The sequence below is a fragment of the Limnohabitans sp. genome (assembly GCF_046052825.1).
Lineage (GTDB): Bacteria > Pseudomonadota > Gammaproteobacteria > Burkholderiales > Burkholderiaceae_C > Limnohabitans.
The window spans coordinates 1-20,011 of sequence record NZ_JAVLFP010000109.1 but is presented as its reverse complement, the minus strand read 5'-3'; the positions used below and the strand labels follow the sequence as shown (position 1 = coordinate 20,011).

The 20,011-nt window shown below is 57.8% G+C and carries 14 protein-coding genes; 9 read left to right on the top strand and 5 right to left on the bottom strand.

Annotated elements, in window-relative coordinates:
• The coding region (locus tag ACKWJN_RS17730; RefSeq protein ID WP_408599119.1) for an Ig-like domain-containing protein at positions 1 to 7,836 on the bottom strand (7,836 nt) is incomplete at its 3' end.
• Positions 7,837 to 8,039: 203 nt separating this feature from the next.
• On the opposite strand from ACKWJN_RS17730, the gene ACKWJN_RS17725 reads away from it, so the two are divergent.
• From ACKWJN_RS17725 to ACKWJN_RS17715, 3 genes are read left to right on the top strand one after another with little or no spacing between them, the layout of a single operon-like run.
• A complete protein-coding gene (locus ACKWJN_RS17725; RefSeq protein ID WP_408599114.1) occupies positions 8,040 to 8,777 on the top strand; it encodes a hypothetical protein in 738 nt (245 codons plus the stop codon).
• A gap of 19 nt (positions 8,778 to 8,796) precedes the next feature.
• Positions 8,797 to 10,374: a sensor histidine kinase gene (locus ACKWJN_RS17720; protein ID WP_408599112.1), complete on the top strand. Its 1,578-nt coding sequence runs from the start codon at positions 8,797 to 8,799 to the stop codon at positions 10,372 to 10,374.
• A 31-nt stretch (positions 10,375 to 10,405) separates the two neighbouring features.
• Entirely contained in the window at positions 10,406 to 11,026 is a 621-nt protein-coding gene (locus tag ACKWJN_RS17715; RefSeq protein ID WP_408599110.1) for a response regulator transcription factor, read from the top strand.
• Between the two features lie 4 nt (positions 11,027 to 11,030).
• Here ACKWJN_RS17715 and murB read toward each other — a convergent pair whose 3' ends face one another.
• Positions 11,031 to 12,095 (bottom strand): UDP-N-acetylmuramate dehydrogenase, encoded by a 1,065-nt coding sequence (gene murB, locus ACKWJN_RS17710; RefSeq protein ID WP_408599108.1) that lies wholly within the window; start codon positions 12,093 to 12,095, stop codon positions 11,031 to 11,033.
• Positions 12,096 to 12,147: 52 nt separating this feature from the next.
• Here murB and ACKWJN_RS17705 point away from each other — a divergent pair, with 52 nt between their 5' ends.
• A complete protein-coding gene (locus ACKWJN_RS17705; protein WP_408599106.1) occupies positions 12,148 to 12,633 on the top strand; it encodes a YajQ family cyclic di-GMP-binding protein in 486 nt (161 codons plus the stop codon).
• Here the strand turns inward: ACKWJN_RS17705 and plsY are convergent.
• The 3 genes from plsY to ACKWJN_RS17690 all read right to left on the bottom strand — a co-directional run bounded on the left by plsY (position 12,630) and on the right by ACKWJN_RS17690 (position 16,166).
• Positions 12,630 to 13,271, bottom strand: coding sequence for a glycerol-3-phosphate 1-O-acyltransferase PlsY (gene plsY, locus ACKWJN_RS17700; protein ID WP_408599104.1), 642 nt, complete (start codon positions 13,269 to 13,271; stop codon positions 12,630 to 12,632). The two genes, ACKWJN_RS17705 and plsY, sit on opposite strands and share 4 nt — an antisense overlap.
• A gap of 10 nt (positions 13,272 to 13,281) precedes the next feature.
• Entirely contained in the window at positions 13,282 to 14,343 is a 1,062-nt protein-coding gene (locus ACKWJN_RS17695; protein ID WP_408599117.1) for an aldo/keto reductase, read from the bottom strand.
• Between the two features lie 62 nt (positions 14,344 to 14,405).
• Positions 14,406 to 16,166, bottom strand: coding sequence for an acyl-CoA synthetase (locus ACKWJN_RS17690; protein WP_408599116.1), 1,761 nt, complete (start codon positions 16,164 to 16,166; stop codon positions 14,406 to 14,408).
• A gap of 106 nt (positions 16,167 to 16,272) precedes the next feature.
• On the opposite strand from ACKWJN_RS17690, the gene ACKWJN_RS17685 reads away from it, so the two are divergent.
• The 5 genes from ACKWJN_RS17685 to ACKWJN_RS17665 form a co-directional block, all read left to right on the top strand.
• The gene (locus ACKWJN_RS17685) at positions 16,273 to 17,172 is read left to right on the top strand and encodes an alpha/beta fold hydrolase (protein ID WP_408599102.1); all 900 of its coding nucleotides are present in this window, start codon (positions 16,273 to 16,275) and stop codon (positions 17,170 to 17,172) included.
• A 74-nt stretch (positions 17,173 to 17,246) separates the two neighbouring features.
• A protein-coding gene (gene prfB, locus ACKWJN_RS17680; protein ID WP_408599100.1) for a peptide chain release factor 2 occupies positions 17,247 to 18,351 on the top strand; the annotation gives its coding sequence in 2 pieces (ribosomal slippage) (positions 17,247 to 17,327 and positions 17,329 to 18,351; 1,104 coding nt in all).
• Between the two features lie 70 nt (positions 18,352 to 18,421).
• Positions 18,422 to 18,691: a hypothetical protein gene (locus tag ACKWJN_RS17675; protein ID WP_408599099.1), complete on the top strand. Its 270-nt coding sequence runs from the start codon at positions 18,422 to 18,424 to the stop codon at positions 18,689 to 18,691.
• Positions 18,688 to 19,119, top strand: coding sequence for a TA system VapC family ribonuclease toxin (locus ACKWJN_RS17670; protein WP_408599097.1), 432 nt, complete (start codon positions 18,688 to 18,690; stop codon positions 19,117 to 19,119). The genes ACKWJN_RS17675 and ACKWJN_RS17670 overlap by 4 nt, the downstream gene beginning before the upstream one ends.
• A gap of 2 nt (positions 19,120 to 19,121) precedes the next feature.
• A partial coding sequence (locus tag ACKWJN_RS17665) for a M1 family aminopeptidase (RefSeq protein ID WP_408599095.1) occupies positions 19,122 to 20,011 on the top strand: 890 nt, incomplete at its 3' end.

The window sequence follows — 20,011 nt, the reverse complement described above, 5'->3', positions numbered from 1 at the left end:
GGCGCTGGTGGGTGCGGTGAGGGTGGGCGCGTCATTGACGGAAACAACACTGACCGTGCGAACCACGGGGTCAGACGATGCGCCGTCTGCGTCGGTCACCCGCAGGGTGATGTTGCGCGTCTCGGTGTTGGGGTTTTGCGAGTTGGTCTTGAAGGTCAGGCTGCTGAGCACAGACTGGTAGGTCGCCAGGCTGGCACTGCCACTCAAGACCAACTTGCCCGGCGTGAGCGTGTCAACAGCCAAGCCGCTGGCACCTAGGTCGATGGCAAGTTTGTCGCCCTCAAAGTAGTTGCTGATGGTGACGGTGGCTGACTTGAGGTTGGTGCTGTCGACGTCACTGACTTGCAGGGTAGAGAGAATTTGAACCGCTGCGGCGTCTTCGGTGTAAACAAACAGGCCGCTGTTGGGCGCGATGACGGGGGCATCGTTGACGGCCTGAATGGGCAAGACAAACGTGCTGGGCAAGCTGTTGAGGCTGCTGTAGACGGTGTCTGCCACCGCATAGCTGATCTTGATGTCGGCATTGCGGTTGAGGTCGGGCGAAATTTTCAGGCCAATTTCATGGGCGCTGTTCAAGGTGATCAGCGTACCCGCAGCGCCCAAAGTGATGGGGTTGCCATTGAGGTCGTACAAGGTGCCGCCAGTGACGGACAAGATGCGGACCTGGGTGGGGATTTGCCCTGCATCGGCATGCAGGTTGTTGACCACCAAACCTTTGAGGGTGGTGAGGGTGGCGTCTTCGACCACGGGTGCAAAGCCCGTGACGGTGCGGAAGTTGATGTCGCCGCCAGCCTGCGGGGCGGCACGGCTGAGCACGTCCACCGTGATGGTTTGCGATGCCAGCGCTGGGGCATCAGCCAAGCCAGCTTGAGCCGGGTCTTGGGCCGTGATGGTGATGGTGCCCGAGACGCCTGCTTTTTCACCGGTGAAGGTGAGGTTTTGCAAAGCGCTGTTGACATCGTCCAAACGACCGGCCACGGTGTAGTGGGTGGCGTCGATTTGTCGCACGTCCACGCCTGTGGCGGCAGACAGGCTCAAGGTGCCATGGCTGGCGGTGATGTCGACTTTGACGGACTTGCTGTCCAGGTCAGACACGTTCAAACCACTGACAGACATCGGGTTGCCAGCACTGCCCGTCAAGAAGCTGGGCGCGTCGAGCACCGTGGGTGCCGGCATGGCGTGGCCTGACAGGGCCACGGGTGCAGACTTGACAGAGTAAACATCAGAGTCAGTGACGCTGGCACTGAGTTTGATGTCACCAGCCGATGCGGTGAAGTTGAGCGAAGCCAGGGCCAGGTTGATGTTGGCCGCGGTGCCCACCAAGGTGAGGCCGCCGTTGTCGAGGCTGGTGGTGGCCAAACCCGCAACATCGGCCACTTGCAGGGTCATGTTGGTGGGGTTGAGGGTGACGGTGAGTACGCCACCATCCATGTCGGAGACGCTGAATCCCGTGATGGGTGTGATCGCGCCGGCCACCGCTGAGGTGGGCAAGGCGGCCGTGATCAGCTCGGCAGGGTGATGCAAGGTGACGGCGACTTCTGTGGTGCCGTGCAAGACTTGACCATCCGGTTGCACCACACCGTCGGTGGCGTCCATCAAGACGAAGGCCTTGTCCTGTGAGTTGGGCACCTTCAGGGTGAGCTTGGCGAGTGCGCTGTTGATGTCTTTGAGGGTGCCCGTCAAGGTCATCACCTGGACGTTGCCGTCCACTGCGACTGGATGCGCGATGGCAATGCCAGTGCCACCAAAGACGGCTGAGGCCACGGTGGTGATCTTGACCGTCAGGACTTGGGTGGGTTTGTAGTAGTCGAACGAGAAGGCAGACAGCGAGGTCTCAACGCCAGTGCCCAAGTCCAAAGCGAGCGGCCCGGTGACTTGGGGCACAAAGGGGTCGTCATTGAGAACCGTGAAGCTGCGAGCCAAGAAGGAAACTTGCTCAGTGCCATTGAAAAACTGGGTTTGACCCAAGGGGTCGGTGATGACCACACCAAACTTCTCATCCAACTCTTTGATGTTGTCGCCCTGCACCATGACCAACACGTCGACGGTGGACTGGCCGGCAGCAAAGGTCACACTGCCGCGAGGAATGACGCCACCGACAAAGTCGGCGGCTGTCATGCCTAAGCCCAGGTTGACCTTGTAGTCGAGGGTGACCACGCTTTCGATGTTGCCCGCGCGTGTGAGGGTGATGGTGAATGGGGTGTGGGCCCCATCATTGCCTTCGAATTGCGCGAATTGGTCATTGACACCTGGCACCACAGAAGCCACTGAGACCCGGGCCGGCACGATCATGCCAACCGGCGCTGCGGCGATGGCATCGCTCAGTGCGCCGTCGTCGATGGCCGTCCAGGTGGTGGTTTTGCCCGACACATAGTCGAGCAACTTGGCTTCGACCCATTCACCACGCACCACAGCCTGAGCACGGATGATGTCGGCCAGGGCGGTGACGGCTTCGGTGCTGCTGTCGAGGGTGCCGGTGCTGGCAACGCGTTCAATGTGGGCGTTGACTTGAACCAGGGCAGTGGCCACTGGATCGAGCTTGGCAAGGGCGATGGTGTCAAGTGCGTAGGCTTTGCCCACTTCGTTGAGTGCAGTCCACACCAGGTTGCCGGCGCTGGCATCGGCCAGTGCATGGGCCAAATCGGTGGTGTCGGCGTGCTTTGCAATTTGTCCGATCAGGGCCACGCTGAGGTCTTGACGCAAGGTCAAGGGATCGATGGTTGAACCCGCTTGGGTGATCAAGATTTGCAGAGTGGCGGCGCCCACATCCATCACGTTGGACAGTTCGGCCGCGACTTTTTGGTAGCTGATGGCTTCGGCGCGGGCAGCGGCCACTTGCGCCACGACGACGGGGTCTGCGCTGGTGGTGTCTTCGGCAGTGGCGGCCCGGAACGGGTCGTAAGTGCCCAACTCGGGGTTGCTGGTTGGGCCAGAGCCCAAGAGGCCGAGTTGTTTGACCCACACAACCGCAGCATCGGTCGACACCGAGTTGGCAATTTCATACTCGCGGATCAGGGTGGTGACCGGGTTGATGACGCGGTAGCCTTGAGACGCTTCGTATTTGGACTGGAAGTCCAGACCGGTGGACACGTCCACACCACCCAACATGACCAAGGGGCCATTGGCTGGCAGGCTGAAAGCGCCAACCGCATCGGTGAGGGACACGGCCTCACCGGCATCCAAGACGCCGACATGACCGCCTTTGCTGACGGCTTTGTTGTCCACGAACACGGTGGCACCGGTGATGTAACCGTCCAAGCCAGAGTTGGTAACAGCCAGGGCCAAGTCGTCAGACAAGGTGTTGGAAGGAATGTCTTGCACCACGTTGCCAGCTGCATCGGAGACGCTGGCGGAGAAGTGGTAGGTGATGCTGCTGTTGAAAGAGGCCACATCGCTGGCAGGCACGGTGACCGACCAAGTGCCGCCAGACACGATGCCTTCGAACTGGAACAAGACGGTTTTGCCGTCGGAAACGAAAAGCGTGACGACCTGGCCTGCTTCGGCATCTGTTTGGCCCGTGATGACCAAATCACTTTGGGCCTCAGCGGTGCTGAGCACGTGGTCGTCAGAGACCGCATGGAGGGTCAATGTTGGCGCGGTGGTGTCAACCTTGAAGGAGGTAGACGTTTGTTGAGAGATATTGCCTGCAACGTCCAGTTGCCGCACATAGACGGTGTAGAGGCCATCGCCAAAGTCTTTGAAGTTGACGGTGTTGCCGGTTGCGTCAATGTCAACCAGTGGGCCGTTGTTTTTGGCGTATTGCCACACTGCGGTGGCATGGGCTTCTAGGTTGGCAAAGAAGACCGTGCCGTTTTGGGTGATGTTGTCGCTTTGGCTTGAACCCGTGTCTTCGACCAGTGCAAGCACCGGCGCAGCGACTGTGGTGTCAAGGGTGAAGCTCAGGCTGGCATCGGCACTTGTGTTGCCTGCCGCATCGGTTTGATGGATGAGGATGGTCTTGGCGCCGTCGCCAGTGACGGTGAGGCTGGTGCCTGTGCCGGTTTTCCAAGCGCCACCATTGACTTTGTATTCCCAGGTGGCATCCGCAGACTCCAAACCCACTTTGACCAGTCCGCTGTTGGCGTAGCGGGTGATGGAACCGTCGAGTTCTGAAACTTGGCCCGTGATCTCGGGCGAGGCCTTGGGCGCATCCACCAAGGTGTCGATGGTGACCTTGGCGCTGATGACTTGGCTGGGGTTGCCTGCCGGGTCCAAGCTCTTGACCTTGACGTCGAACTGGCCTTGACCCAAAGCGGCGACATCGTCAGTGCTTAAGTTGAGGCTCCAGGTTGTGCCTTGGGTGGTGACGCGATCGCTCGCATACGTCACGCTCTTGTTGCCCAGGGAGAACTCCACTTGCGGCACGGAACCCAATTCAAAGGTGCCCGTCAGCAACACGCCGCCTTGCGATTCCACCGCATTGATGGTGTTGTCCCCAGCCACCGGGCGGGTCAAGGTGGGGGTGCCAGGCTCTACGGTGTCCACCGTGAAGTTGAGTGGCACGGTGGTGGCAACGTTGCCTGCGGCATCGGTGCTTTGCACCACCAAACGGTGGGCGCCTTGACCGAATGTGTCAACCAAGTTTTTGCTCAAGGGCAGCGACCAGTTGCCGTCGGTCAACTGTGCATTCAAGGTTTGCAACACCACGCCTTGTGCGTCTTGCACCAACACTTTGACCAGAGAACCTGCCTCAGCCGTGCCCTGCAAGGTGAGCAAGGCCGCTTGCGCTGCGTTGAGGGTAGTGCCCTCAACGAGACCCGCCGCCATGGCCACGGCTGGCAAGGCGGTGTCGACCACAAAATTGACGGGTTCGCTGACGGTGGCGTTGCCATAGACATCGGTCGCGGTGACCAGGAGCTGGTGGCTGTGGCCCGGCGTGGTGTCGCCCAATTGGGCAATTTGTTCAGGCGTGAGCTTGAGGGTCCACACGGTGTCGCTGCGCACCAAGTTGCCGGCTGCGATAGACAAAGGTGACTGACCGTCGACCGAGAAACTCAGGCTGGTGTTGGCAGGTGCAGCGCCGGTGAGCACAATGCCTTGGGCGGCTTGGCTGGCGTTGATGATGTTGCTGCTGGCGTGACCTTCTGTGATTGGGGTGAGCACCGAGGGCGCATCGGGTGCGATGGTGGCCAGGGTGATCGGCTGAGACGTGACCTGAGACACGTTGCCCACCGCATCGGTGGTTTGCACATGCAGGGTGACTTGTCCTTGCAGGGCTTTGAGTTGGGTGGCCGACAAGGTGGCTGTCCAGACTTCACCCGAGCGAACCACCTCGATGGCGTGCTCTTGAATGGACAGTGCCACGATGGAGCCTGCCTCTGCTCTGCCTGAGATGGTGACGCCTGAGGCGGCGTCTGCGGGGGTGACCATCAAATCAGCGGCACCATGGCCCGATAAGTTCACCCCGGTGATGGCGACGATCACTGGCGCATCAGGGGCCTTCAAATCGACCCACAACTGAGGGCCTTGGATGCTCGTGGAGTTGCCAGCAGCATCAGTGGCAGTCACCGTCACATTCACCGAACCGCCGGTGGCAGATGCACTGTTGAGGGCTGCGGCAAGTTGGGTGCTGTTGAGGGTGAGTGTCCAGTGGTTGCCAGAGACCACGCTGACGGCCTCCAACGCACCTACCTGGACCACGACAGTGGCGCCCGGTGAGGCCGCGCCTTGCAACACCACACCGGCTTTGGCCAACTCGAGGTTGATGGTGTTGTTGCTGCGGGCGCTGATGTCTAGCTCAGGCGACAGGGTGTCGACAGACAAAGAATGCAGAGCAGATGCGGAGACGTTACCCGCCTTGTCGGTGCTGAAGACTTGAACATCTGCGTTGCTGAGTTGTCCCAAGGCTTGGATGTCTTTGGGAGCCAGTGTGCATGTCCAAACCAAGCTGCCGTCAGACTGAACCGCCGTATCCACGGGGATAACCTGGCCCGCGATACGCAATTCGATTTGAGTGCCCGCATCGGCCTTGCCTGAAATCGTGACGCCTTGAGCGGCTTCGACGATGTTGATGATGTCGTCACCGGCAATCGCGGTCTGAGCAAAACTTGGCGCTGTGGGCGCATGGGTGTCGAGCGTGAACGCCATGAAGCCCGAAGCCAAGGGCTTGAGTGTGACGGTGTCTGTGATGACCACAGCCAAAGACTTGGCGCCGTCTGAGCCCAAGTCGGCAAACGAGAAGGTGACCGATCCTTGGTCAAGTTGTGCCTGGGTGATCACGCCGCGGTAGGCCACCACGTCACCAAACATCACTTCAACTTGGTTGCCGACAACGACGGTGCCATTGAGTTGCGTGAGGTCAACGTGGATGAATGGGTTGGCGAACTTGGTGAGGGCGTCTGTGCTGCTGATGCCAGAGTCAGAGCCTTCGGCCAGGCGAATGTCGACCACTTTTTGCCCCGAAGCAACGACGGACAACAAGTGCTTCAATGCATTGAAAGATTCACCCACCAAGCCGCTGGTAGCCGCTTGGGAGATGTCGTCTTGCACCACTTTTTGGTATTCGTAAATCGACTTCAGTGTGGTCGCTGAGATGTTGTTGCCCGCTGCAATCAACTCAATCACATTGCTGGCCACATGGGTCAAGATATTGGCCAGAGTGGTGCTGTCGGCCAAATTCAATTGGCCTGTTCCCACTTCGCTGATGAGCTTGACCAATTGAGCCAGCACATCGGCACCCGCAGCTTGGGCATCGCCCGAACCAGTGGCCGCCACGGCGACTGCACCGGTGACCATCAGGTTGGCTACTTGGGCTGCTTTGATCTGGTTGGCAATCGCGCTGGCCACATCTGCTGCTGACGCACCGGCGTTGCCCGCGATGCTGAGCGGGTCGTAGGTCAGCAGATTGACGTTGCCGACCAAACCCAGCGCCTTGCTGACCACCAGGCCGGCGGCATCGGCGGTCAAACCCAGTTTTTCAACATAGGTTTGCACCAAGGTCGTCAAGGGGTTGATGACCGATGCACCTGAGGGCGCGTAGAGTTTGACGGTGAAGTTCAGGTGGGTCGAGGTGTCGGTGGTGGTGTGAGAAACACCGCTGGCATCCACAAACTTAAACACGCCCTCTGCAACGATCTTGCCCGATCCAGGCGGCAGCTTGCTGAGGTCAAAACCACCCTTGGCATCTGTGAACAGGTAGACGCCATTGAGGGGTTTACCCGTGCCGTCGTCGCGATAGACCTTGGCATCTTGCAAATAACCGTCGGCCACATAGCCCAGATTCAAACCGGCGACCTGAATTCCTGAACCACCGCCGCCAAACCCACCCAACAACAAACCCGGCGCAAGGCTGGCGAGTGATGGAAAGGAACTGACAGGGGTGAGCTCTGGAATTTGAGCCACCGCTTTGGGCGCCGAGGTTTCTTCATCTGCTTTGGCGATAGTCGCATTGACTTCGTCGTCAATGACGTTGCGCATGGCCAGGCGAGCGGCATCGGGCGTGATGGGATACGCCTGCGCCATAGTTTGGGTGTTGGCCAACTCATCTTGCAGCACTGCCCCAAACGCGGCACGTGCGCTTGGCGTGGTTTGTGTCGCATCAGACGCAAGCGGGTCGACCAAGACATTGTTTTCGGTTGACTGCGCAGCGTCGCCTGGCTGGCCAGATGCGATCGACTCCAGGGCATTGGAGACGGCTTGATCTTTGTCTAAGGCGGGTGAATTTGAAGGATCAAGCGTCTGTTTTTTTTGAGCGGCTTGAACCTCTTCAGCCAAGATGGCAGTGACCGCTAAACCCGCCGCTAATTTGTCGAGATCCTTCTTTCCAGACAGCAGCGAACGAGCCCCTTTTTTAAGGGACTGCAAGATCGCAGAAGATTTTTTCTTCTTTTCTGTCATGGACAAGGTTTGGGGTTACTTCGAAAAAAATTGTCGGATTTGTCGTATTTGTTGAATTTAACATTAAATCGACAAAATCTACGTAGATCCCGAATAAATAACTTGCGGCGTTTACTTAGCAACCACACAAACGGGGCACGACCGATGTCAGCTGTCCCAGCCTGCATCGTTTAAAATCATTGATAGAACTGATAAACGGCTAAATGATCATTATTTTTTGCAAAATCTTTAGGTCAAAAGAGCTCAAAACGTTATTTTTCCGTCCGCGTTTTTGGGGGAATACGCGCGTGACCTTAGATACTGAGATGGCCCACTTGTTTTTATGGGTATTTTTGTGCCACGTCTTTTTCAGTGGCTGGGTTTTTGCGCAAACCGCCCCAAAAAGTGCGAGCGCTCTGACTGCGCAAGAACAAATCAAAGCCTTGCTCGATCCAATTCGCGGACTGAACACGGAGATCAATTCGGGTCTACAAAAAATTGAACAGACCTGCGCCATGATTTCAAAAATGAAAATCAATGAAGCCAAACAATTGGCACAAAAAGCAGAAGTCAAATCAAATGGCCTTCGCAATGAGTTGAACGGCATGCGCCAGATCACTCTGCAGCAGAGTGAATTGTTTTCAAACAAAGTGGATGAGGCCCGGCAACGACTGAGCGGACAAGTGCAAGCGTGTGAGCAGTTACCTGCGCGTATTCTCAACAATGAGGCTTGCACAACGTTTCGTGCAAACAAAGAGGTGTTACAAAAAGTCAACGAAGCCGGTTCATATTTTTATTCCGAGGCCTTGGGCCGCGTCAAAAGTTATGAGCAGGCCCTTGAACTTGAGGCCAGTGGATGCACACGCCCTGGCTTTTTCATCCGACTGTGGTCTGCTGAACAGTCGCATTTGATGCCCACACTCAAAACGTCAGCGCAGTCATTTTCTGATCTTTTAAAGTGAAGAACAGAGCTTGCGGCTTATGAGCATTGTCAAAAACATCCAGCAACTCCAAGACAAGATAGCGGATCAGGTCAAGATCATTCTTTTGGTTCTGGTGACCTTGTCTCTGACTGGTATGGCGCTGATGATGTCTTGGAACTTTTTAGAGCAAAAAGAACGCAACACGCTGACCAAAGAAGGCATTCACTTTCAGGCTGCTTTGCGGCAACAGATTGGACAGGATGAAGCCGAGCTCATTTCGCTGATTTCAAATTCAAGCAAAGATTCCAGAAGTTTTGAAAATTTAAGTCGAACCATTTTTGAAGCGCATCCCAATTACTTGCGCCTTGAGCTACGCGATGAAACTGGCAAGCTGATTGCGGCTCGTGCCTCCGAAAAATCACCCGAGAAGTGGCCATCGGGAAGTCGTGTGGAGCTGCCGCCGGGTGTGGTGATCAATTTCTTCAAGGCGGTTGAAGAACAAAAACCTTTTTGGGCGCACAGCTACGCACCCTCGGGTCAAAGTGCTGTTGAAGTGATTGTCCCGTCAGTCAAGCTGCAACGGGTGTTGATTGTGAGGTTCAACCCAAACCACTGGTTGCCGCCGATCGGCACGCTGTCTATTCCAAACAACATCAAGGTTTATTTTTCTGAGTCAGCACCTCAAGAGACAGCCAATGACGCGTCATTTGCAACACCCCTGGGACTTGCGGGTTTGGATGCGTATCTGATTTTTAGCTTCAAAAATCACAGAGCTTCAGGTTTGAGCATGTCCAGTTTGGTGATTGTGACTTTGGGGCTGGCCCTGGCGATTTTGTTGGTGAGCTACAGCGCAGAGGTGAAACGTTCACGCAAATCGCGAGAGCAATTGGCGCAACAAGAGCTGACTCTGGCCAAGCAATCCCAGTTGAGCACTTTGGGGGAGATTTCCACCACCCTGGCGCACGAACTCAACCAGCCTCTTGCAACCATCACCAATTACATCGCCACGTGTGAAATCCGACTCAAGCAATTGGGTTACCAAGACAAGATACTGGACAAGGCCTTGAACGATGCACGTGGACAAACCATGCGTGCAGGGGAAGTGGTGCAATCCATTCGCAACTTCCTCAAGCGCGGACAATCTTTGCGCGCGACTGTTGATTTTGAAGAGGCCATCGCCCATTTGATGCCCATCATCAAAGCGTTGATCAAAGAGCACCGCGCCATGATCGAGGTCTCTTTAGAACCAGGCCTGTGTGCACGCGTAGACCCCGCCTTGTTTGAACAGATCGTGCTCAATTTGTGCAAAAACGGGCTCGATGCCATGGTGGATGTGCCCTACAACCAGAGAAAAATAACCATTCGAGCGCACACCACGCAATCGAGCAACGGACACCCATGGGCCAGGGTCGATGTGATTGACAAAGGCCACGGCGTCAAGCAAGAGAATGCAGACAAGTTGTTTGAGTCATTCTTCACCACCAAAACACAAGGTATGGGCATTGGATTGAATTTGTCACGTTCGGTTGCCGAAAGCAATGGGGGGCGCATCCTCTGGAAAAACAATGACGATGGCGGTGCAACCTTCTCCTTAGAACTGCCCAAATACACAGCCGCACCCGAAACACATTCTTAACACCATGTCTATCAGCCAACACCCCCTTCAATTGATTGAAGACGACACAGCCCTCGCGCAAAGCATCGTTGGTCTGCTGACGTCGATGAACCATGCCTGCACGCACTACAAAAGCGCAGAAGATTTTTTACTCCACCTGCAATCGAACCCTCAAGCGATGGGCTTGACCAGCTGCGTGATTTCTGATGTTCGTCTACCGCAAAAATCGGGGATTGATCTGCTCAAGCAACTCAAAAACGATTACCCTGAATGTGTGTGGCCCGTGATCTTGATCACAGGGCACGCGGAGGTAGAAATGGCTGTCGATTCGATTCAATCGGGGGCATTTGATTTCCTCAGCAAACCATTTGACCCCTTCCAATTGCTTGAAAAAGTAAGCAAGGCGATTGTCAAGTCTGAACAACTCAAAGTTCAACACGATTTTGTGATCGATTTTTTGCGCCACCTGTCGCTGCTGACAGAACAGGAAAAAATTGTCTGCAAGCTGATGCTTCAAAACAAGACCAGTCGCGAAATTGCTGAACTCCTGGGCAACAGCACACGGACGATTGAGGTACACCGGGCCACTATTTTGAAAAAAATGGGCTTTGACTCATTGCTCCAATTCGCGCAACAAAACGAGCGCTTCGAGCTTCTTAAAACGTCTCTGTAGCCGCTCACACCACCACAGGCTCAGGCTCCAGCCGAATTCCAAAGCGCTCGTACACACTGGTCTGAATGGCTTTGGCCAAGGTCATCACCTCGCCGCCTGTGCACGGGTGCTCGCGCCCGCCTTTGTTGACCAACACCAGCGCTTGTTTGTCGTACACCGCAGCATGCCCGACCGACTTGCCCTTCCAGCCACAGGCGTCGATCAGCCAACCCGCAGCGAGTTTGATGCTGCCGTCGTCCAAGGGGTAGTGCACCACCTTGGGGTCGCGCGCAATGATGTCGGCGCATTGCTCAGGGGTGACAGTGGGGTTTTTGAAAAAGCTCCCCGCATTGCCAATCACGGCTGGGTCGGGCAGTTTGGCGCGGCGAATGGCGCACACCCACTCAAAGACTTGCTGCGCATTGGGCTGCGAGATGCCAGTCTCGGCCATCTTGCGCTCCAAGTCGGCATAACCCAGCACCGGCTTCCAAACCTTGGGCAAACGAAAGCGCACACGGGTGATGAGGGCCTGGCCCGCCAAGCCCATGCTGCGAGACCCGCCGTGGGGCTGCTGGGGCCCGTGCTTGAACACCGAGTCACGGTAGCCAAAGGCGCATTGCGCAGCGTTGAGCGTGAAACTGTGGCCCGTGCGCAAATCGATGGCGTCGAGTGACTCAAAGCGGTCTTGCAGTTCCACACCATAAGCGCCGATGTTTTGTACGGGGGATGCACCCACCGAACCCGGAATGAGCGCCATGTTTTCTAAGCCGGGCCAGCCTTGCGCCAGCGTCCAGCACACCAGGTCGTGCCACGACTCACCGGCGGCGGCTTCGACCACCCAGGCCTTGTCGGTCTCTGCCACGCACCGCATGCCTTTGAGCTCGACCTTGAGCACCAAATGCTTCACATCGCCAGTGAGCACGATGTTGCTCCCCCCACCCAACACCAATTTAGGGACCTCGCGCACAGACGCGTCGGCCACCACCGCCTGCAAATCGGCTTCGCTGCGCACATGCACCAGCTGCAAAGCCTTGGCAACAATGCCAAAGGTGTTGTGCGTTTGCAGGGGGTAATTGGTCTCAACTAACATAGGAGAATTGTCTCACCCTGAATCAACCCCCTCATCAACCCTAACGACTGCCATGCCCTCTTTTGACACCGTGTGTGAACCCAACTTGGTCGAAGTGAAAAACGCCGTTGAAAACACGGCCAAAGAAATTGCCACCCGCTTTGACTTCAAAGGCACGTCTGCCGCCGTGGAGCTCAAAGACAAAGAGATCACCCTGTTTGGGGATGCCGACTTTCAGTTGGTGCAAGTCGAAGATGTGCTGCGCAACAAACTGACCAAACGCGAAGTGGACATTCGCTTTTTGGACAAAGGCGATGTGCAAAAAATGGGCGGCGACAAGGTCAAGCAAGTCATCAAGGTGCGCAACGGCATTGAGACCGAAGTGTCGAAAAAAATCCAGCGTTTGATCAAAGACAGCAAGATCAAAGTGCAAGCCGCCATCCAAGGCGACGCGGTGCGGGTCAGCGGCACCAAACGCGACGACCTGCAAGCAGCCATGGCCTTGATTCGCAAAGAGATGACCGACTTGCCTTTGTCGTTCAACAATTTCAGGGACTAAGGCGCTTCTTTTTTGGCCCCAATTTTGGACTCTTGTCCTCGCACCAAACGCAAGATGTTGTCTGCGTGACGGGCCAGCAGCACTGCGCACATCAAGGTGATGGCCAACCACTCGGCTTCGCTGGCTTGCCATGCGATGCGGTTGCCAAACCAGTAGTAAATGGGTGCAAAAACCGCTGCAGACAAAGCGGCCAGCGATGAGTAGCGAAAGAAAAACGCCACGATCAACCACGTGCCCAAGGTCGCCAACCCGAGCAGGGGCTCCAGGCCAAACAACACACCGGCTGCAGTGGCCACGCCCTTGCCGCCTTGAAAGCGAAAAAACACCGGCCACACGTGCCCGATGAAGGCCGACAAGGCCACCAAGGCCACGGCGCGCTCATCCAGCCCCCAAGCGGGACCCCAGTGTTTCAACAAGAACACCGGCAAAAACCCCTTGAAAGCGTCCAACAACAGGGTAGCCACCGCGGCTTGTCTGTTGCCAGAGCGCAGCACATTGGTCGCGCCTGGGTTTTGGCTGCCGTAGGTGCGTGGGTCTTCTAAGCCCATGACACGGCTGACGATGACGGCAAACGACAAGGAGCCCATCAAGTAGGCCCCAAAGACGAGCCACACGATGGAAGATGTTTCTAATGGCATGGTCAAACTTTCAAAGTGCGGGGTCGCGCAGTTCCCAGCGGATGGCGTCAATGGCGCTCAAGAGTTCTGGCGACAAGGTGGTGCCCCACGCATCTAAATCGGTGTCGAGTTGCGCCACCGAGGTCACACCGATGATGGTGCTGGCCACTTGCCATTTGGTGTAGCAAAACGCCAAAGCCATTTGTGTGGGCGTCAAGCCATGGGCCTGCGCCAGCGCGTTGTAGCGGCGCGCGGCCACCAGGGCCTCGGCGCGGCCCCAGCGTTGTTTGCGCACCGTCTCATAAGTGCTGATGCGCGCGCCTGGTGGGGCCTGCGGGCCTTCGGTGCCGGTGGCGTCGTACTTGCCCGTGAGCAAGCCAAAACCCAAGGGCGAATACGCCAACAAGGACACATTGAGGCGGTGGCAGGTTTCGTCCAAGCCGTTCTCAAACGTGCGGTTGATCAGGCAGTAGGGGTTTTGCGTGGTCGCCACGCGAGGCAAGCCATGCTGTTCGGCCAAGCGCACAAACTCGTGCACGCCATAGGGGGTTTCGTTGGACAAGCCAATCGCGCGCACCTTGCCGGCCTTGACCAATCCCGCCAGGGTGTCCAGTTGTTCGTGAATCGGCGTGGCAGAGGTTTCTTTGCTCGGGTCGTAATAGGCAGTGCCGAAAGCCGGCACGTGGCGCTCTGGCCAGTGGATTTGGTACAGATCGATCACATCGGTCTGCAAGCGGCGCAAGCTGGCATGGCAAGAGTTGACGATGTCTTGCGAGGTCATGCCAGCGCCCTCACGGACCCACGGCATGCCGCGTGTCGGCCCGGCCACCTTGGTGGCCAGCACCAATTGGGCACGTGCTGTGGGACGCTTGGCCAACCAGTTGCCCAAAATGGTTTCCGTGGCACCAAAGGTCTGGGCTTTGGCGGGCACCGAATACATCTCGGCGGTGTCTAAGAAGTTCACGCCTCGCTCCAGCGAGCGGTCCAGGATGCTGTGCGCCACAGCTTCGCTGACCTGCTCACCAAAGGTCATGGTGCCCAGGCAGATGGGGGTCACCTGCAAAGCACTGGTGCCCAACTGCACTTTGGGCAATTGCATTGTTTGAAAACCCATACCCACGCTCCCAGCAAGCTGCTTGTCAAAAGCTTGCAAGTCTAAAGCTTCGAGACAGCCTCTTGATTTCGTGCTTCTTGGCTTCGTGCTTCTTCTTGCAAGCGCAGCACGCGCCGCTGCACCTTGCCCGTGGTGGTCATCGGCAACTCGGCAATGAATTCGATCTCTTTGGGGTATTCGTAGGGCGCCAACTTGCCGCGCACGTGGTGCTGCAGCTCTGCCACCAAGGTCTGGCTGGGCGCAAAGCCAGCGGCCAACACCACATAGGCTTTGACCAAAGCGCCGCGCTCGGCATCGGGCTTGGGCACCACGGCGGCGTTGGCCACCGCCGGGTGTTTGACCAAGCAGTTTTCGATCTCGCTGGGGCCAATGCGGTAGCCCGCGGCCTTGAACACATCGTCGGCACGGCCTTGGTACCACAGGTAGCCTTGCGCATCCTGCACCGCCACATCGCCCGTGCGGCACCAGTCTCCGCTGAACTTGGCAGCAGTGGCTTGGGCGTTTTTCCAGTAGCCCAAAAAGAAAATCGGGTCGGGTTCACCGTACACGTCAAAGCGATTCACGGCAACGTCCCCAGGCACGCCGACCGCACACGTGAGGCCGGCGTCGTCAATCACCGCCACGCGGTGTCCGGGATACGCGCGCCCCATGCTGCCGGGCTTGGCAGGCCAGCCGCCCGGCATGGCGCAGTTGCCCACGATGTAGTTGATCTCGGTCTGCCCAAACATCTCGTTGACCGTCACGCCTAACTGCGCATGGCAATACGCAAACACCGCATCCCCCACGGCCTCCCCCGCACTCATGATGGCGAGCAGCGACAGATCAAAGGAGGCTCTGGGTGTGGGGTAAGCCTTCATCATGGCTTTGAGCGCCGTGGGAAACAAAAAGGTGTGGGTCACCGCATGCTGCTGCATCAAGGTGTAAGCCAGTTCAGGACTGAAACGGCCATTGAAGGCCACGATGGGCCGCCCAAAGTACAGCGTGGGCAACAAGGCGTCCATCAAACCACCGGTCCATGCCCAGTCAGCGGGCGACCAAAACACACTGGGCACCCGCGGCTCTGGCAAAGCCCCGAGCGCCTCGGTGTTCACGGCAAGCGTGCCAGCTCGCCCGGGCTTGCCGACAGGCTGCGCATGCGTGCTTGCAAAGCCAAACCAGTTCTGGCTGCACACAAACCCACTCAAGTTGCCAATCAAGGCACGGTGGGGAATCAACGCGCCTTTGGGTGGCCCTGTGGTGCCGCTGGTGTAAATCAACACCGCGGCCTCCTCCGCCTTGGTCTGTACAGCCTCAAAGCGCCGCTGTTGCGCTGCCACGGCGCGGGTGTAGTCCACATCACAGCGCAAAGCGGCCTCACCCAGCCCCACCACGCAGCGCAGGGCCGGACACTGTCCGCGCACGGACAGCACGTTGTCGACGGTGGCCCCGTCCACCAGCGCCAACACCGCATCGCTGTCTTGCAGCCGATAGGCCAAGGCTTCGGGGCCAAACAGCATCGACAAGGGCATGGCCACGGCCCCCAGTTGCAACACCGCCATGTAGGCCACCGCGGTTTCAAAACACTGCGGCAGCACGATGGCCACCCGGTCCCCGCGCTGGACGCCGAGTTCTGCCAACACATGGCTCAACGCATCGGCGGCTTGGCTGAGTTCGCCATAGCTGTGGGTGAGTGGCTTGGCATTGACGCGGTGGGTGATGATGGCCACGCGTTGCCGCGCCTTGGGCTGCGCACCCCAGCGACGGGCGCAGACCTCGGCCATGTTGAAGTGCTCGGGCACGGCCCAGCGAAAACCTTGTTGCATGGCGTCGTAGCCATCTTGAATGGCAGCTGCTGTGGGCAAGGTTTGGGGATGGGTCTTGGGAGAAGTCTTGGGCCGGATCATGGGCGAGGTCCTTATGATTGAAAAAATGTACCCAATCCAAAGAACTTCTCGCAGCGAGTTTGTACCCATACGACAGGTGCACTACCACGTGCGCCAATGGGGCACACCCTCGCCCACCGCCACGCCTTTGGTGCTGGTGCATGGCTGGATGGATGTGGCGGCCTCCTTTCAGTTTGTGGTCGACGCCTTGAATCAAGACCAGTGGGTGATTGCGCCGGACTGGCGCGGTTTTGGCCTGACCGAGACCCCGGGAACCGACAACTTTTGGTTTCCCGACTACTTGGCAGACCTCGACTTTTTGCTCGACCACTACGTGGGCGACCAGCCCGTGCATTTGGTCGGTCACAGCATGGGCGGGCACATTGCCACCTTGTATGCGGGCGTGCGCCCAGAGCGGGTGCGCCGCCTCATCAACCTGGAAGGTTTTGGCATGCCCGCCTCACGCTCTGCCCAAGCCCCCGGGCGCTATGCCAAATGGATGGATGAACTCAAAGGTTTGCAACGCGGGGAGATGGACCTCAAACCTTATGACAGTCTGGAGGCCGTGGCGCAGCGTCTGATCAAGACCAACCCACGCCTGGGCATCGACAAAGCGCATTGGTTGGCCCAGCATTGGGCCCGTGCCAATGCGCAAGGCGAGTGGCGCATCTTGGGGCACGCCGGCCACAAGGTGGTCAATGCCCAGTTGTTTCGCGCCGACGAGGTGCAAGCCACTTACCAACGCATCAGCGCACCCACGCTCTGTGTGGTCGCCAGCAGCGACAGCCTCGGCGGTTGGTGGAAGGGCAAATACACCCTGGAAGAGTTCAAACAACGCATCGCGGTGGTGCCCGACCTCACCCACGCCGTCATCGAGGACGCGGGCCATATGCTGCACCATGACCAGCCGCAGGCACTGGCCAAGTTGATTGAAAGTTTTTTATAAAAACAGCCGTTCGGGGCCACACCCTTGATCGTGAGAAAATCAGCGGTTTCCCCGAACCGTAAAGAAGACCCATCATGGAAGCAGAACGCATCAACCTCATTGGCACCACCCTTGCAGACCTGAGCGTGCGCACGGTTGATTTACGGAGGTATCTTTGACTTCGATGCCAAGTCAGAGCGCCTGAGGACCGTCAACGCCTCGCTCGAAGACCCCACGGTCTGGAACGACCCCAAGAAAGCCCAAGAGCTGGGCCGTGAAAAGAAATCCCTCGACGACGTGGTGGTGACCCTGACACGCCTGACGCAAGAGCTGGCCGACAACACCGAGTTGTTCGAGATGAGCAAAGCCGACGGCGACGAAGACGGACTCACCACCATCGAGAGCGAAACCCAAGGCTTGGTGGCCGACATCGAAAAACTCGAATTCCGCCGGATGTTTAGCAACGAGGCCGACCCTTGCAACGCCTTCTTGGACATCCAATCGGGCGCGGGCGGCACCGAGGCCTGCGACTGGGCCAGCATGCTGCTGCGCCAGTACCTCAAATACGCCGAACGCAAAGGCTTCAAAGCCACGGTCGAAGACGAATCCGCAGGTGACGTGGCCGGCATCAAAGGTGCCACCATCAAGATCGAGGGCGACTACGCCTTTGGCTTGCTGCGCACCGAAACCGGCGTGCACCGTCTGGTGCGCAAGTCGCCGTTTGACTCGTCGGGCGGACGCCACACCAGCTTTGCCAGCGTGTTTGTTTACCCAGAAATCGACGACTCGATCGAGATCGACATCAACCCGTCTGACGTGCGTACCGACACCTTCCGCGCCAGCGGCGCAGGCGGTCAGCACATCAACAAAACCGACTCGGCCGTGCGTTTGACCCACATCCCCACGGGTATCGTGGTGCAGTGCCAAGACGGACGCAGCCAGCACAGCAACAAAGACGTGGCTTGGAAGCGTCTGCGCTCACGCCTGTACGACTTTGAAATGCGCAAGCGACAAGAAGCCCAGCAAAAGCTCGAAGACACCAAGACCGATGTGGGCTGGGGCCATCAAATTCGCAGCTATGTGCTGGACCAAAGCCGCATCAAAGACTTGCGCACCAACGTTGAAATTTCCAACACCCAAAAAGTGCTGGACGGCGACCTCGACGCGTTCATCGAAGCGTCGCTCAAACAAGGTGTGTGAAGCAGCACGCGCTGGCTGCATGGACCCACTTGACTACAATACACCCATATTTCAATAGAAGGTGACCCACATGAAAACCACCATTGAATTGTCGGATGTGCTGTTTCAGTCGGCCAAGGCCCATGCGCAACAACGCAAAACCACGCTCCGTGCGTTGATTGAAGAAGGCTTGGAGCAAGTGCTGCACAGCCATCACAACCAAAAAGCCAACGCCTTTGAACTCAAAGACGCCCGTGTGCGGGGCAAAGCGCTCAGGCTGTCCGATCCGAACGCGTGGCAACAATTGGAACAAGACCATGTGTTGGCGCGCACACTCAAACCGGTTGCCAAGCGCCCATGATTGCAGTGGACACCAACATCTTGGTGTACGCCCATCGGGCGGAAATGCCGTTTCATGCTGCCGCCTATGCCTGCATGAAGACCTTGGCTGAAGGGCGTGCTGCTTGGGGCATCCCTGTGAGTTGCCTGCATGAGTTTTTGGCCATCGTCACCAACGCCAAAGTGTTCAACCCGGCCAGTCGTCTGGATCAAGCGACAGCGCAAGTCGATGCTTGGCTGGCCTCTCCCCATGCACGGGTGCTGCACAGCGGCGCACAACACTGGCCCATTTTGTCGACACTGGCCGACAAAGCACGATTGCAAGGCGGTCAATTCCACGACGCTCGCATCGCCACCCTCTGCCTTGAAAACGGTGTGTCCTTGCTCTACACCGCCGACCGCGACTTTGGTCGCTTCAAAGATCTCAAAACAATCAACCCATTGGTTTAACCATGTCCCCTTCGCACACCCCCCCTCTTGTTCAGCGCGCCGACTACACCGCACCTGCGTTTTGGATCGACACCGTTGACTTGACCTTTGACCTCGACCCGGTCAAAACCCGTGTGCTCAACAAGATGACCTTGCGCCGCAACCCCGACGTGGCGGCTGTGGCCCTGCGCTTGGACGGCGAAGATCTCAACCTGGCACGCGTGCTGGTCAACGGCCAAGGCACCTCGTTCAAGATGGACGGCCACCAGTTGGTGCTGGAAAACCTGCCCGAAGGACACGAGCCCTTTGCACTGGAAATCTTCACCACGTGCAACCCCAGCAAGAACACCCAGCTGTCGGGCTTGTACGTCAGCAACGACTCGTTCTTCACCCAGTGCGAGGCCGAGGGCTTTCGCCGCATCACCTACTTCCTCGACCGCCCGGACGTGATGGCCAGCTACACCGTGACGCTGCGTGCCGACAAGGCCCAGTACCCGGTGCTGTTGTCCAACGGCAACCTGGTGGACCACGGCGACCTGCCCGGCCCGGAAAATGCCGGCAAGCACTTCGCCAAGTGGGTCGACCCGCACCGCAAACCCAGCTACCTGTTCGCGCTGGTGGCGGGCAAGCTGGTGTGCCGCGAGCAGCGCATCCGCTCGCTGCTGGGCAAGGACCACCTGCTGCAGGTCTATGTGCGCCCCGGCGACATGGACAAGACCGAACACGCGATGAACTCGCTGATGTACTCGGTCGCCTGGGACGAGGCCCGCTTCGGCCTGAGCCTGGACCTGGAACGCTTCATGATCGTTGCCACCAGCGACTTCAACATGGGCGCGATGGAGAACAAGGGCCTGAACATTTTCAACACCAAGTACGTGCTGGCCAACCAGGCCACCGCGACGGACACGGACTT

Bases quoted from the DNA above. Each gene is read 5' to 3' on its own strand.
- ACKWJN_RS17725 (WP_408599114.1), top strand. From the start codon at position 8,040: ATGATCATTATTTTTTGCAAAATCTTTAGGTCAAAAGAGCTCAAAACG.
- ACKWJN_RS17720 (WP_408599112.1), top strand. From the start codon at position 8,797: ATGAGCATTGTCAAAAACATCCAGCAACTCCAAGACAAGATAGCGGAT.
- murB (WP_408599108.1), bottom strand. From the start codon at position 12,095: ATGTTAGTTGAGACCAATTACCCCCTGCAAACGCACAACACCTTTGGC.
- ACKWJN_RS17705 (WP_408599106.1), top strand. From the start codon at position 12,148: ATGCCCTCTTTTGACACCGTGTGTGAACCCAACTTGGTCGAAGTGAAA.
- plsY (WP_408599104.1), bottom strand. From the start codon at position 13,271: ATGCCATTAGAAACATCTTCCATCGTGTGGCTCGTCTTTGGGGCCTAC.
- ACKWJN_RS17690 (WP_408599116.1), bottom strand. From the start codon at position 16,166: ATGCAACAAGGTTTTCGCTGGGCCGTGCCCGAGCACTTCAACATGGCC.
- ACKWJN_RS17685 (WP_408599102.1), top strand. From the start codon at position 16,273: ATGTACCCAATCCAAAGAACTTCTCGCAGCGAGTTTGTACCCATACGA.
- ACKWJN_RS17675 (WP_408599099.1), top strand. From the start codon at position 18,422: ATGAAAACCACCATTGAATTGTCGGATGTGCTGTTTCAGTCGGCCAAG.
- ACKWJN_RS17670 (WP_408599097.1), top strand. From the start codon at position 18,688: ATGATTGCAGTGGACACCAACATCTTGGTGTACGCCCATCGGGCGGAA.